Source organism: Bacillus methanolicus, assembly GCF_028888695.1.
Taxonomy (GTDB): domain Bacteria; phylum Bacillota; class Bacilli; order Bacillales; family Cytobacillaceae; genus Bacillus_Z; species Bacillus_Z methanolicus_B.
Map to the genome: position 1 here is coordinate 637,501 of NZ_PNFF01000002.1, position 17,112 is coordinate 654,612.

Here is a 17,112-nt window from a genome sequence, read left to right on the forward strand (position 1 = left end):
GAGATTTACTCGCTCTGAATTCTACTCTTCGGAAGGTTATGAGCTTTTATTTCATTTTATGAGCGCTTATTTTGAAATATGAGCCTTGGATCTGAAATATGAGCCTTCGTCCGAAATATGTGCCTTCGCTCCGAGATATGAGCTTTTCTTCCGAGATATGAGCCTTTATTCCGAAATATGATCCTTCGTTCTGAGATATCAGCCTTCATTACGAGATATGAGCTTTCATTCCGACATATGAGATTACGTTCCGACAAATGAGCCTTCATTCAGAAATATGAGCCTTCATTCAGAAATATGAGCCTTCATTCAGAAATATGAGCCTTCATTCCGACATATGAGCTTTCATCAAGATAAATGATCCTTCGTTCCGACCTGTAAGCCTTCATTGCCATAAATAAATGAGCCATCATTATAAAATATAAGCCTTCGTTCCGTATTTATGAGCCTTCATTCAATAAATGAACTGCCGCCTTATACAGTCTGCCACGCCCGCAAGCAGCCATTTTTCCCAAAAAAGATCCCTTACCTAATCCTCAGCAAGACCTTTTGCCTCCATTTTTAAAAGAAATCCTTACCATAAAATAGGTTTGAGAAAGGCATATTTGGAGAAAATAATAAAAGACCTGAGCGTTGCATCTCTTTACATAAATCATGTATAATTAAAGTCAAATATAGTCAAAGTCAGATAGGAGGAGGATTGGTGAGAAACATATCGGATATCATTGAAAACTATCTTAAAAACGTTCTGGAAACAAGTGATCGTGAAGTTGTCGAAATTAAAAGGAGCGAGATTGCTGAGAAGTTTCAATGTGTTCCGTCACAAATTAATTACGTGATCAATACCCGCTTCACCATAGAACGGGGATATGTCGTAGAGAGCAAACGCGGCGGCGGCGGCTATATTCGCATTATGAAAGTGAAGACGAATGACAATGCAGATTTAATTGATGATTTGCTTTCGTTAATTCAACACAGAATTTCGCAAAACAGTGCGGAAGCCGTCATTTATCGATTGATTGAAGAAGAGGTTATTACAAAAAGAGAAGCGAAAATCATGCTTAGCGTAATTGACCGTTCTGTGTTATATATAGATCTTCCTTACAGAGATGAATTAAGAGCCCGTATGTTAAAAGCAATGCTGACATCTCTAAAATATAAATAAACACAAGCGAGCAGGAGAGGTGAAAACATTGATATGCGAGGAATGTAATCAAAGGCCGGCAACGTTGCATTTTACAAAAATTATTAATGGAGATAAAACAGAAGTCCATTTATGTGAGAAGTGTGCCCAAGAAAAGGGCGAAATGTTTATGTTTAACAATGGTACAGGTTTTTCTATCAACAATTTATTGGCAGGGATGTTAAATATTCAACCAACCTTTCAGCATGCTAAGCAAGATCCTTTTCATAATGAAGAAGTGCTTCAATGCGGCGTTTGTAAAATGACCTTTTCACAATTTGTCAAAGTTGGGCGCTTTGGTTGTGCAAATTGCTATGAGACATTCAAAAACCACTTAAATCCTGTTCTAAAAAGATTGCACAGCGGCAATTCGATCCACAATGGCAAAATTCCGAAAAGGATCGGAGGTAACATTCATCTGAGAAAAAAACTGGAAACTTTAAAGAACAGCCTAAAAGAATTAATTGCAAACGAAGAATTTGAAAAAGCAGCAGTAGTAAGAGACGAAATCCGTTCGCTGGAAAAAAAGATATCAGAGTTTAACGAAGGAGGGGAGTAAGCTTGTCTTTGGAACGCTTTATCAGCCAGGCCGTCAGCTCATGGATGAGTGCTGAAGGACCTGACTCGGATATCGTCCTGAGTTCACGTATCCGGCTAGCACGGAATTTGCGTGAATTTAGATTTCCTACTTTATACTCCCATGAAGAAGCTTTAGCTGTACTTAAAAGAATTGAAGAACGAGCAAGCATTGGCTTTCCCGGACAAATAGGAAAGTTAGAGCTTTTAAAAATGGATGAGTTGCAGCCTCTTCAAAAAAGAGTTTTGGTGGAAAAACATCTCATAAGTCCTCAGCTTGCCGAACATTCAAATCACGGAGCTTGCTTGCTTTCTGAAAATGAGGAAGTCAGCATCATGATTAATGAAGAGGATCATATTCGCATCCAATGTTTATTTCCCGGCCTCCAGCTAACCGAAGCTCTCAATGTAGCCAATGAGGTCGATGACTGGATGGAGGAACATGTTGATTATGCTTTTGATGAATATAAAGGATATTTAACAAGCTGTCCAACAAATGTTGGGACGGGAATTAGAGCTTCTGTAATGATGCATTTGCCAGCTCTTGTAATAACTCAGCAGATGAATCGTATTATTCCTGCGATTAACCAGCTTGGTTTGGTGGTAAGAGGTATATACGGTGAAGGAAGCGAAGCATTGGGCAATATTTTTCAAATATCAAACCAAATCACACTCGGGAAATCTGAACATGATATTGTAGAAGATTTAAAAAGTGTTGTCAGACAGTTAATTTCGCAGGAAAGGTCAGCGAGAGAAGCATTAGCAAAAACTTCAAACATACAATTAGAAGACAGAGTATTCCGCTCGTACGGAATTCTGGCCAACAGCAGGATTATTGAATCAAAGGAGGCGGCTCGATGCCTCTCAGATGTCAGACTCGGAATTGATATGGGCTATATAAAGAACCTGTCTAAAAAGATATTAAATGAATTGATGATTTTAACGCAGCCGGGATTTTTGCAACAATATGCGGGAGGTCCTTTGCGGCCCGATGAACGAGATATTCGCAGAGCTGCTTTAATAAGAGAAAGATTAACTATGGAAAAAAGTGAAAAGTAAGGAGGATGACCATATGATGTTTGGACGTTTTACAGAAAGAGCTCAGAAGGTGCTTGCATTAGCACAGGAAGAAGCCATCCGTTTAGGACATAATAATATTGGCACAGAGCATATTTTATTAGGTCTTGTCCGAGAAGGCGAAGGGATTGCTGCAAAAGCACTGTACGCCCTTGGGCTTGGTTCCGAAAAGATTCAAAAAGAGGTAGAAAACCTAATTGGAACAGGAAAAGAAGTGTCGCAGACGATCCATTACACTCCAAGAGCGAAAAAAGTGATTGAGCTTTCAATGGATGAAGCTCGTAAACTTGGCCATTCCTACGTTGGCACAGAACATATATTATTGGGGTTAATCCGCGAAGGTGAAGGAGTAGCAGCCCGGGTTTTAAATAATCTCGGCGTAAGCCTTAATAAGGCCCGCCAGCAGGTTCTTCAATTATTGGGCAGCAACGAATCAGGAGGGCATCAAAGCGGAACGGCTGTCAGCGCCAATACGCCTACATTAGACAGTTTGGCCCGTGATTTAACAGCAATTGCCCGTGAAGGAAGTTTGGATCCGGTCATTGGACGAAGCAAAGAGATTCAAAGGGTCATCGAAGTGTTAAGCCGCCGGACAAAAAACAACCCGGTATTAATTGGTGAGCCGGGTGTAGGAAAGACAGCGATTGCAGAAGGTCTTGCCCAGCAAATTGTCAATAATGAAGTTCCGGAAATTTTAAGAGACAAACGGGTTATGACCCTTGACATGGGTACGGTGGTAGCCGGAACAAAATACCGCGGCGAGTTTGAGGACCGCTTAAAGAAAGTAATGGATGAAATCCGCCAGGCCGGCAATATTATTTTATTTATTGATGAGCTGCATACATTAATTGGGGCGGGTGGAGCGGAAGGCGCAATTGATGCCTCTAACATTTTGAAACCTTCATTAGCCCGTGGGGAGCTTCAATGTATTGGTGCGACAACGCTTGATGAATACCGGAAGTACATTGAGAAGGACGCAGCTCTTGAAAGACGTTTCCAGCCGATTATGGTCGATGAGCCTACGCCTGAAGAATCCATCCAAATTTTAAAGGGTCTTCGTGACCGGTATGAAGCGCACCATCGTGTTTCCATTACCGATGAAGCAATAGACGCTGCCGTGAAGCTTTCAGACAGGTATATTTCTGATCGTTTCTTGCCGGATAAAGCGATCGATTTAATTGATGAGGCAGGATCAAAAGTAAGACTTCGTTCTTTCACAACACCTCCGAACTTAAAAGAATTGGAAATGAAGCTTGAGGAAGTAAGAAAAGAAAAAGATGCAGCAGTCCAAAGCCAGGAATTTGAAAAAGCAGCATCTTTAAGGGATACAGAACAACGTTTGCGCGAACAGCTCGAAGAAACAAAAAAATCATGGAAAGAAAAGCAAGGACAAGAGAACAGTGAAGTAACGGTGGAGGATATCGCAAGTGTCGTATCAAGCTGGACCGGCATTCCTGTTTCCAAGCTTGCACAGACAGAAACGGAGAAACTTTTAAAACTTGAAGAAATCCTTCACGCACGTGTTATTGGCCAGGAAGAAGCTGTGAAAGCAATTTCTAAGGCTGTTCGCCGTGCCCGTGCGGGGTTAAAGGATCCAAAACGCCCAATCGGTTCATTTATTTTCCTGGGGCCTACTGGTGTCGGAAAAACAGAACTTGCCCGTGCTTTGGCTGAAGCCATGTTCGGCGATGAGGATGCAATGATTCGAATCGATATGTCCGAGTACATGGAGAAACATTCAACTTCTCGTCTTGTCGGTTCACCGCCAGGGTATGTCGGCTATGAAGAAGGCGGTCAACTAACAGAAAAGGTTCGAAGAAAACCGTACTCTGTCATACTTCTTGATGAAATTGAAAAAGCACATCCGGATGTTTTCAACATCTTATTGCAAGTGTTAGAAGATGGCCGTTTAACTGACTCTAAAGGCCGGACAGTAGATTTCCGCAATACTGTGTTAATTATGACATCCAACGTCGGTGCGGAAGCGCTGAAGCGCAATAAGTATGTAGGTTTTAACATTCAAGATGGCGAACAGGACTACAAAGATATGAAAGGAAAAGTGATGGAAGAGCTGAAAAAAGCGTTCCGCCCTGAATTCCTTAACCGTATCGATGAAATTATTGTTTTCCATGCATTAGAGAAAAAGCATTTAAGAGAAATTGTTACATTAATGGCCGACCAACTAACGAAACGCTTGAAAGAGCAAGATATTCACCTGGAATTAACCGATGCGGCGAAAGAAAAAATCGCGGAAGAAGGATATGATCCGGAATACGGAGCACGTCCGCTGCGCCGGGCTATTCAAAAACATATCGAGGACCGATTATCCGAAGAACTGCTGAAAGGAGCAGTGTTAACCGGTCAACGTGTTGTAATCGATGTGGAAGATGGGGAGTTTGTTGTTAAAACAGCAGAACCGACAACGACAACGAATTCATAAAAAATGAATCATTTAAGCAGAGATACACGTAAAGATGTTTGCGTGTATCTCTTTTTTGTGGAAAAGGGGCGGAGCTGCGCTAACAAAGATAGAAATGGCAACTTATCTTTAGCAAGATATTTGTTTAACTTTGTAAAATATTTAGAGCTTGGCTTCGCTCACACCGCCTTATTATGTTGGTTCTGTTTTATTAATGAAAGTTATTTCTATGTTAGGGTTTGGAGTTTAAAACTCATGCTCGTTTTTTGTGAAAGATATATAATAAGGGCAAATAATTCATAAAAATGGACGTTGAAAGGTATGTTAAGAGAGGAAGAAATTTATGGCAAGACGAAAAACGAAGTTTATATGTCAAGAATGCGGCTATGAATCGCCGAAATGGATGGGGAAATGCCCGGGCTGCGGAGAATGGAACAAAATGGTCGAGGAAGTAGAACCGGCCGGCACCGGCAGAAGAAGGACCTTCACACACTCTGTCGGATCTTCCTCAAGTTCAAAAGCTACGCCGATTACTTCAATTGAAACCGCAAGTGAACCGCGCATTCAAACAGATCTAAATGAGTTAAACAGGGTTCTTGGAAACGGGATCGTCAAGGGTTCTTTAGTGTTAATCGGCGGGGATCCAGGAATAGGAAAATCAACATTGCTTTTACAAGTCTCTTCACAACTTGCTGCAAAAGGATATCAAGTTTTATATGTATCCGGGGAGGAATCGCTGCGCCAGACAAAGCTTAGGGCGGACCGCCTTGGAGTGTCTTCAGAAAATTTGCTTGTGTATTCAGAAACCAATCTTGAGGAAATAAGCAGAACAATTGAAAATGTTTCTCCAAGCTTTGTTATTGTCGACTCAATCCAAACGGTTTTTCACCCGGAAGTTACATCAGCACCCGGAAGCGTTTCGCAGGTAAGAGAGTGTACTGCAGAATTGATGAGAATTGCGAAAACAAAAGGGATTGCTGTTTTTATTGTCGGTCATGTGACAAAAGAAGGCTCTATCGCAGGTCCGCGCCTTTTGGAACATATGGTTGATACCGTTCTATATTTTGAAGGAGAAAGACACCATACGTACCGCATATTGCGTGCAGTCAAAAACAGGTTCGGATCGACAAATGAAATGGGGATTTTTGAGATGAAAGAATTTGGCCTTGAAGAAGTTGAAAATCCGTCGGAAATTTTTCTCGAGGAACGGTCTCATGGTGCGGCAGGTTCTACCGTAGTCGCTTCAATGGAAGGAACGAGGCCGGTGCTTGTGGAAATTCAAGCACTTATTTCGCCTTCGAACTTCGGAATTCCGAGGCGGATGGCAACAGGAATTGACCATAACAGGGTTCCGCTTTTAATGGCTGTTCTTGAAAAAAGAGTTGGAATGCTTCTTCAAAACCAAGATGCGTATTTAAAAGTCGCCGGCGGAATAAAGCTTGATGAACCGGCTATTGATCTGGCAATTGCGGTCAGCATTGCTTCCAGTTTTCGAGATAAGCCGACAAGGCCAACGGATTGTATTATCGGCGAAGTCGGATTGACGGGTGAAGTAAGGCGAGTTTCAAGGATTGAGCAAAGAGTGCAGGAAGCTGCGAAACTTGGTTTTGAAAGAGTGATTTTGCCTCAAAATAATCTCGGAGGATGGAAAGGTCCGAAAGGTATCGAATTGGTCGGAGTTTCTTCCGTGAGCCAGGCACTTCAAGTTACGTTAGGAGGATGAGCATGGATAACAAACGGCTGAGTGATAAGACAATGAGTGAAATCTTGGAGTTTATGGCGCCCGGAACACCTATTCGAGAAGGAATTGATAATGTCCTTCGGGCCAACACCGGCGGTCTTATCGTCGTCGGCTATAACGAAAAAGTTAAAAACATTGTAGATGGGGGTTTTGAGATTCATTGTCCGTTTACTCCCAGCTATTTATATGAACTTGCCAAAATGGACGGGGCAATTATTCTAAATGATACGGGAAATAAAATTTTAATTGCGAACGCTCTGCTTGCCCCCGACCCCAGTATTCCTTCTACCGAAACAGGCATGCGGCACCGTACAGCAGAAAGAGTAGCCAAACAAACGAAAGCATTGGTTATTGCTATTTCTCAGAGAAGAAACGTAATCACGCTGTATCATGGCAATATCCGTTATGCCTTAAGGGATATTGCCGTTATTTTAACAAAAGCAAATCAGGCAATCCAAACTCTTGAAAAATACAAAGCCGTACTTGAACAAAGCATAGCAAATTTAAGTATTCTTGAATTTGAGGAACTGGTTACATACAGCGATGTTTTACAAGTAATCCACCGCTTTGAAATGGTATTAAGGATTAAAAACGAATTGTTAATGTATGTAAATGAACTTGGCACTGAAGGTCGGCTGATCCGCCTGCAAATGAACGAACTGCTCACTGATATGGAAAAAGAAGCGAAGCACATCATAAAAGATTATGCCCATACTCGGGAAGTGAAAACTCAAGAAATTCTTCTCCGACTTCAAGAGCTGTCCCTGGGAGAAGTTGTTGAGGATCAAGCTATTTTAAAACTGCTTGGCTACACCGGGTATGTACATATAGATGAAATTATATTTCCGAGAGGCTATAGAATGCTGAGCAAAATTCAGCGGCTCCCTACAATTATTATAGAAAATCTCATTACACGATTCGAGAAACTCCCGGAAATTATCAATGCTACTGTTGAGGAGCTGGATGATGTGGAAGGGATCGGTGAGGTAAGAGCAAGAAAAATTAAGGAAGGACTCAAACTGTTAAAGGATCAGCTTTTTGCTGACAGGCAATTGTAATTTTGTAATTGATCTGACTATTTTCATATGCTAGAATAAAAATTTAAATTGTTTGACACTTTATTTTTCCGGTGCTACCCTAATGTTGAGAAAGTATCCTAAATTCATAAACGTCATTAATGAAAAAATTTTCATTTCAATACGTTAACAATAAGAAAATAATCTGTAATAATACGTTTCAATTTAAGAGATTTGATTATAATTAGTAAAAGGAGGTGACGGAATGTTAAAACGTATTGTTCAGGCGTGCTTTTTGATCACAGGCGGTACTCTTGGTATCTTTTTAATTCCTGATTTATTATCATTGGTAAGCATTGATAACATTCGTCTTATTAATAATCCATATGTATCCGCAATTTTAGGTGCACTTATATTTTATCTTGTTACTTTCTGGGCGGTTGATTATGTTATTGAGTTTGTACGATGGGTAGAGGATTCTCTCATAAAGGCACCGATTACTGATATTATTTTTGGAAGTGTCGGCCTTGTATTTGGTTTAGTTGTGGCATTTTTAATCGGTTTTGCCTTAAATTCGATCCAAGTTCCGATTCTAAATACGGTTGCACCTATTTTACTTACGCTGTTATTCGGTTATCTAGGTTTTCAGGTTGGATTTAAGAAACGGGATGAGCTTTTAAACTTATTTGCAAATAAAAGGAAAAAAGGCCCCGACGAAGAAGTTGAGAAAGTGGAAAGCAGCACTTTAAAAATATTGGACACAAGTGTTATCATCGACGGCCGTGTTGCTGATATTTGTCAGACAGGATTCCTTGAGGGAACCATAGTCATCCCTCAGTTCGTTCTCGAAGAACTCCAGCATATTGCTGATTCATCAGATGTACTGAAACGAAACAGGGGCCGGAGAGGTCTGGATATTCTTAATCGCATCCAAAAAGAGCTCGCAATCAAAGTTGAAATTTATGAAGGCGATTTTGAGGAAATCCAGGAAGTTGACAGCAAGTTAGTGAAACTTGCAAAATTAACAAATGGTGTTGTCGTTACAAATGATTTTAACCTTAACAAAGTATGTGAATTGCAAAATGTTTCTGTTTTAAATATCAATGATCTAGCCAACGCAGTTAAACCGGTTGTTCTGCCGGGAGAAGAATTAAGTGTTCAAGTGATTAAAGACGGTAAAGAGCAGAAACAAGGAGTCGCATATTTAGATGATGGTACAATGATTGTTGTTGAAGATGGCCGTGAGTTTATTGGCAAGCGCATTGATGTCATTGTGACAAGTGTGCTGCAAACTTCTGCAGGCCGAATGATTTTTGCAAAACCGAAGTTGTTAGAAAAAGCACTCTAAAAAGAAAAGCGAAAGCGCCTCGGTTAGGCCCGACAAGCGCCGGAGGGTTTGCCGGTGAAGTCGTTTTTTGACTTCATTGGCAGGCGTGAGGCGACCTCGAGGGCCTAGGCGCTTTAGCTAGACAAAGGAAAAGCGAAAGCGCCTTGGCTAGCTGCCTGGGCGCAGCAGCTCTAGATATATTAAGATAGGAGTTAGTCTATGGCTTATCGGGTCATTATTCCTGCTGCCGGCCAGGGGAAAAGAATGGGAGCGGGGAAAAATAAGCTTCTTCTTACATTAAATGATGTTCCTGTACTGATTCACACATTAAAGGTTTTTGAAGAGGACGGAAAATGCGAGGGAATCGTGTTATCCATTCACCCGCAAGATGAAAAAGAATTCCGCTCTCTTATACATGAATACGGAATCAAAAAAGTAACAGCCATCGTTCCCGGCGGAGCGGAAAGACAGCATAGCGTTTATAACGGGTTAAAAGCTCTTTCGGATAATGGTATTGTCCTCGTTCATGATGCTGCAAGGCCGTTTATCGATATAGAGACGATCCACAGGCTGACAGATATGGCAAAAGAGACCGGAGCGGCTATCGTTGCCGTTCCGGTTAAGGATACGATTAAGAAAGTGCAAAACAACACTGTAACGGAAACCGTTGAACGTTCCAGCTTGTGGGCAGTCCAGACCCCACAAGCTTTTCGTATTTCCTTATTGCTCGAGGCGCACCGCAAGGCGGAAGCCGAGGGGTTTATCGGAACGGATGATGCGAGCCTTGTAGAGCGTTTAGGACATAAGGTAACTGTAACTGAAGGCAATTACGATAATATTAAACTGACAACTCCGGAAGATTTGTTTTTTGCCGAGGCAATCCTTCGAAAAAAACAGTATATGGAGCAAGAAGGCTAAATGCCACACATTTTTGTAAAAGGAGAATCCATATGTTTCGTATAGGACAAGGGTTTGATGTACATCAATTTGCCGAAGGCCGTCCTCTTATTTTAGGGGGAATTACGATCCCTTATGAAAAGGGCCTGCTTGGCCACTCAGATGCAGATGTACTTTTGCATACGGTAGCGGATGCTTGTTTAGGAGCAATCGGTGCAGGTGATATCGGGAGACACTTTCCGGATACAGATCCGGCCTTTAAAGATGCAGACTCAGCAAAGCTTCTTGAAGAAGTGTGGAAGCTTGTGAAAAAGGAAGGCTATGAGCTCGTCAATGCGGATTGTACGATAATCGCCCAAAAGCCGAAAATGGCTCCGTATATCGAAAAGATGCGGCAACGAATCGCCGAGTTGCTCGAGGCGGCTCCTGAGCAAGTGAATGTGAAAGCGACTACGACTGAAAAGCTTGGTTTTACCGGGAGAGAAGAAGGGATTGCGTCACAGGCCGTTGTTTTATTGAAAAAAAGGACTAATGCTGCTTCATTATCTTTATAAAGAATAAACTGAATGATACAATTAGCTAGTTAAAATTAATAAAAGGAGGGGCTTACTGTGTCAAAGGAAATTCGCGTGCGTTATGCTCCGAGTCCAACTGGACATTTACATATAGGAAATGCCCGCACAGCTTTGTTTAATTATTTATTTGCTAGAAACAAAGGCGGAAAGTTTATTATCCGAATTGAGGACACTGATAAAAAAAGGAATATTGAAGGCGGCGAACAAAGCCAGCTGAAATATTTAAAATGGCTTGGCATCGACTGGGATGAAAGCACTGATGTAGGCGGTGATTACGGGCCTTACCGCCAGTCTGAACGCAATGACATTTATAAAAAATATTACGAGGAACTTTTAGAAAAAGGCCTCGCTTATAAATGCTATTGTACTGAAGAGGAACTTGAAGCAGAACGGGAAGCTCAAATGGCAAAAAATGAAACGCCGAAGTATTCCGGCAAATGCCGCCATTTAACAGAAGAAGACCGTGAAAAGTTTGAAAAGGAAGGGCGCAAACCGAGCATCCGCTTTAAAGTGCCGGAAGGAAAAATCTATGCATTTGATGATATGGTTAAAGGCCGTGTTTCTTTCGAATCTGACGGAATCGGCGATTTTGTTATTGTTAAAAAAGACGGAACGCCAACATACAACTTCGCCGTTGCAGTGGATGATTATTTAATGAAAATTTCCCACGTGTTGCGCGGAGATGACCATATTTCAAACACGCCTAAACAATTAATGATATTTGAGGCATTCGACTGGGAAGCGCCTGTTTATGGGCATATGACGCTGATTGTCAACGAAAACCGCAAAAAGCTCAGCAAGCGGGACGAGTCGATCATCCAATTCATCGAACAGTACGAAGAATTAGGGTACCTGCCTGAGGCCTTGTTTAACTTTATTGCCTTACTTGGCTGGTCTCCATCCGGAGAGGAAGAAATCTTTTCGAAAGAAGAATTCATTGAAATTTTTGATCCGAGCCGTTTATCCAAATCACCGGCGCTGTTCGATAAACAGAAGCTTACATGGATGAACAACCAGTACATGAAAAAGCAAGACTTGGACAAAGTGGTTGAACTGTCACTGCCTCACCTGATTAAAGCAGGCCGCCTCCCTGAAAACATGACCGATGAACAACGCCAATGGGCAAGGGAACTTATTGCTTTGCATCATGAAAAAATGAGTTATGGAGCGGAAATCGTTCCGTTAACGGAATTGTTCTTTAAAGATGAAATAGAATACGAGGAAGAAGCAAAAGCAGTTCTTTCGGAAGAACAAGTTCCTGAAGTATTAAAAGCTTTTTCTGAAGAGATTGAAAAGCTCGAAGAATTTAAGGCAGATCAAATTCAGGCTGCGATGAAAGCTGTGCAGAAAGCAACAGGCCAAAAAGGGAAAAAACTGTTCATGCCAATTCGCGCGGCTGTTACCGGCCAAACACATGGCCCTGATCTTCCAAAAACAATTGAACTTTTAGGAAAAGAAAAAATTCAAGCCCGTGTACAAGCGATTATCGGTTAACATATTTTGAAAAATGTTATATATTAAGAGTAATTCCATAAAGCAAAAGTGTTGAAGAGGACAAGTAGAAAAATGAAGCTTTTCAGAGAGAACCATCACCGGCTGAAAGTGGTTCAAGCCTCTCATTTTTTGAAATGCCCCTCTGAGCCCCATGTCGAAAAGAAGTGTGAAATGAGTAGACTTGGGCGGAACCCTTCCGTTAACAGGTGAAAGTTGAAGCCGAAAGTCCGGCTTAAACAGAGTGGAACCGCGCGTGTAAGCGTCTCTGTCGTTTGAACAGAGGCGCTTTTTTGATTTTGAAGAAAATAGAGTTCGAAAAATCCAGGTGTAGGGAGGTTAGCAAATGTTTAAGAGATTAAAGGAAGATATAGAAGTTGTTTTTGATCAAGATCCGGCAGCGAGAAGCTACCTGGAAGTCATCTTAACGTATTCCGGCTTGCACGCCATATGGGCTCATCGGATTGCACATGCTTTTTATAAACGGAAATTTTATTTTATTGCGAGAGTCATTTCCCAAATCAGCCGGTTTTTTACCGGCATTGAAATCCACCCTGGAGCAAAAATTGGACGTCGTTTCTTCATCGACCACGGAATGGGAGTAGTCATTGGAGAAACATGTGAAATAGGAGATAACGTAACCGTGTACCAAGGAGTAACTCTTGGCGGAACCGGCAAGGAAAAGGGAAAGAGACATCCGACCGTAAAGGATAATGCGCTGATTGCCACGGGAGCAAAAGTTCTAGGTTCCATCACAATAGGGGAAAACGCAAAAATAGGAGCCGGAGCAGTCGTTCTTCAAGATGTTCCGCCCAATTCCACAGTGGTGGGAATGAAAGCAAGAGTCGTCGTAAAAGACGGAATCCGGGTTAAAGATCTAGACCATACGAATGTTCCGGATCCAATTGCAGACCGTTTTAAAGAAATGGAAAACGAGATTAATGAACTAAAAAAAGCACTTGAAGAACTTACTAAAGAAAGGAGCAAAGTGAATGCCAATTCAAATTTATAATACATTAACAAGAAAGAAAGAAGAGTTTGTTCCGCTTGAACCGGGAAAGGTCAAAATGTATGTATGCGGACCGACGGTATATAACTATATTCATATCGGAAACGCACGGCCGGCAATTGTTTTTGACACTGTTCGCCGCTATTTTCAGTTTCGCGGGTATGATGTCCAATTCGTTTCGAATTTTACGGATGTTGATGACAAGTTAATTAAAGCGGCAAATGAATTGGGTGAAGATGTACCGACGATAGCGGAACGGTTTATTAATGCTTATTTCGAGGATGTATCGGCCCTCGGCTGCAAAAAGGCTGATGTGCACCCTCGCGTAACGGAAAACATGGATATCATCATTGAATTTATTAGCGCTCTAATTGAAAAAGGCTATGCTTATGAGTCTGAAGGGGATGTTTATTACCGGACAAGAAAGTTTGACGGGTACGGGAAGCTATCCCACCAATCAATTGACGAACTTCGCGCAGGGGCGCGCATTGAAGTGGGAGAGAAAAAGCAGGATCCCCTTGATTTTGCTCTCTGGAAATCAGCCAAAGAAGGAGAAATTTACTGGGACAGCCCATGGGGGAAAGGACGTCCCGGCTGGCATATTGAGTGCTCTGCAATGGTAAAGAAATATTTAGGAGATACTATCGATATTCATGCAGGAGGACAAGACCTGACATTCCCGCATCACGAAAATGAAATTGCGCAGTCAGAAGCTTACACTGGAAAAACATTTGCTCGCTATTGGATGCATAACGGTTATATTAATATCGATAATGAAAAAATGTCCAAATCGCTCGGAAACTTTGTGTTAGTAAATGATATTATTAAAAAACACGACCCGCAAGTATTAAGGTTTTTTATGCTCTCTGTTCATTATCGGAACCCGATCAACTACAGCGAGGAAGTATTGGAAAATACAAAAGCGGGATTAGAAAGGATTAAAACCTCTTATCAAAACTTAAAACACCGTAAAAATGCGAGTACAGGCCTGACTGAGAATAATCAAGAATGGCTTAATAAAATCAAATCGCTCCGTGAACAATTTATTCGTGAGATGGATGATGATTTTAATACAGCAAACGGAGTATCAGTTTTATTTGAACTGTCAAAAGCAGCAAATTACTATCTGTTGGAAAAGAACACTTCACAAGAAGTGATTGATGCTTTTATGAAGGAATTTGAAGAATTATTTTCTGTTCTTGGCTTAACCCTTGAAAAAGAAGAACTTCTTGATGAGGAAATTGAAGCATTAATCGAAAAGCGGATTCAAGCCCGCAAAAACCGCGATTTCCAGCTTGCAGATCAAATTCGTGATCAATTAAAAGATATGAATATTATTTTAGAAGATACTCCGCAAGGGACAAGATGGAAAAGAGGCTGACAATATGCTTGACTATGATCATAAGATTGACGAAAACCAATTAAATAGTCTTGCACTGGCCTATATGGGCGATGCTGTTTTTGAGCAATATGTCAGATATCACCTTTTACAAAGCGGGAGGGTAAAGCCTCACGAGCTGCATAGAGAATCAACAAAATATGTGTCAGCAAAAGCACAGTCTCAGATTATTCATCAGCTTCTTGAAAATGGAGAATTGAGCGAGCATGAAGTTGCTGTCGTAAAAAGAGGCCGTAACGCAAAATCGGGTACAGTGCCGAAAAATACGGATGTGCAAACATACAGGTACAGCACGGCATTTGAAGCGTTGCTCGGATATTTATTTTTATCAAAACAGGAAAAGAGGCTTGAGGAAATTATTACAGCTGCCTTCCGGCTGATTGAGACAGGGAAAGGAGGAGCATCTTTATGAATCAAGATTTTATCATCGGGAAAAACCCTGTCATTGAAGCACTTAAATCAGAACGCGATATTAATAAAATTTTAATTGCAGAAGGATCCCATCGGGGACAGATGCAGCAAATCACAAGGCTTGCGAAAGAAGCAAATGTGCCCGTACAATTCGTGCCAAAGAAAAAGCTGGATCAGATTTCTGAAGGGAATCACCAGGGAATCATCGCTTATGTTGCAGCATATCAGTATGCACAATTAGACGATTTATTTGCCGCCGCCGAAAAAAAACAAGAGCCTCCTTTCTTTTTGTTGTTAGATGAAATCGAGGATCCCCACAATCTCGGGTCGATCATAAGAACTGCAGATGCCGCTGGAGTTCATGGGATCATCATTCCAAAACGGAGGGCGGTAGGATTAACAGCAACGGTTGCCAAGGCATCGACAGGAGCAATTGAACATATTCCGGTTGTCAGAGTCACCAATATGGCTCAAATCATTGATGAACTAAAAGGCAGAGGATTGTGGATCGCAGGTACAGATGCAAAAGGGAAAGAAGACTATCGTACGTTTGACGGGACGCTCCCGCTTGGCTTGGTCATCGGCAGTGAAGGAAAAGGAATGGGAAGGCTTATCCGCGATAAATGTGATTTCCTTATTCATTTGCCAATGGCAGGTCATGTTACCTCGCTTAATGCCTCCGTTGCTGCTGCCCTTTTAATGTATGAGGTTTACCGTAAACGCCATCCTTTAGGGGAATGAATATGGACATTCTGATTGTCGACGGTTACAACGTTATCGGGGCATGGCCGGAATTAAGGGCTTTAAAAGACAGCGACCTGGCTGCCGCAAGAGACCGTTTGATAGATAATATGGCGGAATATCAGGCATATACCGGTTATCGGGTAATTATTGTATTTGATGCCCATTTTGTAAAAGGTGTTGAAAAGAAATACAAAAATTTTAAAGTGGAAGTTATTTTTACAAGAGAAAATGAAACAGCCGATGAGAGAATTGAAAAATTAGCCATATCTTTAAGCAACCGGAAAACTCAAATACATGTTGCAACCTCGGATTATACCGAACAGTGGGCGATATTTGGACAAGGGGCGCTCCGAAAATCGGCGCGCGAATTATTAACCGAAATGGAAGTTATCAAAAAAGGGATTGAAAAAAGCGTAAAAAAAATTCAGACGAAAAAACCTGCATCGAAGATTCCTCTTAGTGATGAAGTGGCAGAAATTTTTGAAAAATGGCGCAGAGAACAGTGACGGGCTGTTGACGCTGTAAAATAAGGTACTGTATAATATTTTTATCTATGCGTACGCGGGCGGGGGGATCTGTGTGACGGTTGACTTCAGGACGAAACTTAACGAAAAGTATGTTCAGCTTGAAGATGAGGTAATCGTGGAATTGGTGCACAAAGGAGAAAGTGAGGCATTGGATTATCTGATCCATAAGTACAGGAATTTCGTGCGTGCAAAAGCGCGCTCTTATTTCCTGATTGGAGCGGATAAGGAGGATATTGTCCAGGAAGGAATGATCGGCTTATATAAAGCGATCCGTGATTTTAAAGAGGACAAGCTCACTTCGTTTAAAGCGTTTGCAGAATTGTGCATAACCAGGCAGATTATAACCGCCATTAAAACTGCTACGAGACAGAAGCATATTCCGTTAAATTCATATGTTTCATTAGACAAGCCGATCTATGATGAAGAATCGGACAGGACCTTAATGGATGTTATCTCCGGGGCAAAAGTGATGGATCCTGAAGAGTTAATTATCAATCAGGAAGAGTTCGACCACATCGAAGTGAAAATGACAGAGCTCTTAAGCGATTTGGAACGGAAAGTTCTCGCCCTCTATTTAGATGGCCAGTCCTACCAGGAAATTTCGGAAGAATTGAATCGACATGTGAAGTCAATTGATAATGCGCTGCAACGGGTGAAGAGAAAATTAGAGCGGTACCTGGAAGTCAGGGAATTTTCACTTTAAGGAACCACAGATTCTTA

General features: G+C 41.5%; 16 protein-coding genes and 1 other annotated feature. All 16 genes read left to right on the forward strand.

The features are described from left to right. Positions 1 to 700 precede the first annotated feature (700 nt). The 16 genes from C0966_RS14725 (at position 701) to sigH (ending at position 17,095) form a co-directional block, all read left to right on the forward strand. Positions 701 to 1,165, forward strand: a complete 465-nt coding sequence (locus C0966_RS14725) for a CtsR family transcriptional regulator (protein WP_425535950.1) — start codon at positions 701 to 703, stop codon at positions 1,163 to 1,165. A gap of 28 nt (positions 1,166 to 1,193) precedes the next feature. Then, on the forward strand, positions 1,194 to 1,742 hold the full coding sequence (locus C0966_RS14730; protein ID WP_274856848.1) for a UvrB/UvrC motif-containing protein: 549 nt from the start codon (positions 1,194 to 1,196) through the stop codon (positions 1,740 to 1,742). Positions 1,743 to 1,744: 2 nt separating this feature from the next. Then, positions 1,745 to 2,818 (forward strand): protein arginine kinase, encoded by a 1,074-nt coding sequence (locus C0966_RS14735; protein ID WP_274856477.1) that lies wholly within the window; start codon positions 1,745 to 1,747, stop codon positions 2,816 to 2,818. Positions 2,819 to 2,831: 13 nt separating this feature from the next. Then, a complete protein-coding gene (gene clpC / locus C0966_RS14740; RefSeq protein ID WP_274856478.1) occupies positions 2,832 to 5,276 on the forward strand; it encodes an ATP-dependent protease ATP-binding subunit ClpC in 2,445 nt (814 codons plus the stop codon). A gap of 322 nt (positions 5,277 to 5,598) precedes the next feature. After that, complete coding sequence (gene radA / locus C0966_RS14745; protein ID WP_274856479.1) at positions 5,599 to 6,978, forward strand: DNA repair protein RadA; 1,380 nt, start codon at positions 5,599 to 5,601, stop codon at positions 6,976 to 6,978. Positions 6,979 to 6,980: 2 nt separating this feature from the next. Next, positions 6,981 to 8,054: a DNA integrity scanning diadenylate cyclase DisA gene (disA, locus tag C0966_RS14750; RefSeq protein WP_274856480.1), complete on the forward strand. Its 1,074-nt coding sequence runs from the start codon at positions 6,981 to 6,983 to the stop codon at positions 8,052 to 8,054. 223 nt (positions 8,055 to 8,277) lie between these two features. After that, positions 8,278 to 9,360, forward strand: coding sequence for a PIN/TRAM domain-containing protein (locus C0966_RS14755; protein WP_274856481.1), 1,083 nt, complete (start codon positions 8,278 to 8,280; stop codon positions 9,358 to 9,360). 198 nt (positions 9,361 to 9,558) lie between these two features. Continuing rightward, positions 9,559 to 10,257, forward strand: a complete 699-nt coding sequence (ispD, locus tag C0966_RS14760) for a 2-C-methyl-D-erythritol 4-phosphate cytidylyltransferase (RefSeq protein WP_274856482.1) — start codon at positions 9,559 to 9,561, stop codon at positions 10,255 to 10,257. A 32-nt stretch (positions 10,258 to 10,289) separates the two neighbouring features. Beyond that, positions 10,290 to 10,790, forward strand: coding sequence for a 2-C-methyl-D-erythritol 2,4-cyclodiphosphate synthase (ispF, locus tag C0966_RS14765; protein WP_274856483.1), 501 nt, complete (start codon positions 10,290 to 10,292; stop codon positions 10,788 to 10,790). Between the two features lie 57 nt (positions 10,791 to 10,847). Further along, positions 10,848 to 12,305 (forward strand): glutamate--tRNA ligase, encoded by a 1,458-nt coding sequence (gene gltX, locus C0966_RS14770; RefSeq protein WP_274856484.1) that lies wholly within the window; start codon positions 10,848 to 10,850, stop codon positions 12,303 to 12,305. Positions 12,306 to 12,347: 42 nt separating this feature from the next. Continuing rightward, positions 12,348 to 12,575: a binding site (T-box leader), on the forward strand. A 73-nt stretch (positions 12,576 to 12,648) separates the two neighbouring features. Then, positions 12,649 to 13,314, forward strand: a complete 666-nt coding sequence (cysE, locus tag C0966_RS14775; RefSeq protein WP_274856485.1) for a serine O-acetyltransferase — start codon at positions 12,649 to 12,651, stop codon at positions 13,312 to 13,314. Continuing rightward, positions 13,295 to 14,692 (forward strand): cysteine--tRNA ligase, encoded by a 1,398-nt coding sequence (gene cysS, locus C0966_RS14780; protein ID WP_274856486.1) that lies wholly within the window; start codon positions 13,295 to 13,297, stop codon positions 14,690 to 14,692. Before cysE ends, cysS begins: the two co-directional genes overlap by 20 nt. Before the next feature lie 4 nt (positions 14,693 to 14,696). Next, positions 14,697 to 15,122 carry a Mini-ribonuclease 3 gene (locus C0966_RS14785; protein ID WP_274856487.1) on the forward strand — a complete coding sequence of 142 codons (426 nt, stop codon included), beginning with the start codon at positions 14,697 to 14,699 and terminating at the stop codon, positions 15,120 to 15,122. Beyond that, positions 15,119 to 15,862 carry a 23S rRNA (guanosine(2251)-2'-O)-methyltransferase RlmB gene (gene rlmB / locus C0966_RS14790; protein ID WP_274856488.1) on the forward strand — a complete coding sequence of 248 codons (744 nt, stop codon included), beginning with the start codon at positions 15,119 to 15,121 and terminating at the stop codon, positions 15,860 to 15,862. Before C0966_RS14785 ends, rlmB begins: the two co-directional genes overlap by 4 nt. Positions 15,863 to 15,864: 2 nt before the next feature. Next, entirely contained in the window at positions 15,865 to 16,371 is a 507-nt protein-coding gene (locus C0966_RS14795) for an NYN domain-containing protein (RefSeq protein WP_274856489.1), read from the forward strand. A 73-nt stretch (positions 16,372 to 16,444) separates the two neighbouring features. Beyond that, positions 16,445 to 17,095, forward strand: coding sequence for an RNA polymerase sporulation sigma factor SigH (gene sigH / locus C0966_RS14800; protein ID WP_274856490.1), 651 nt, complete (start codon positions 16,445 to 16,447; stop codon positions 17,093 to 17,095). Positions 17,096 to 17,112 lie beyond the last annotated feature (17 nt).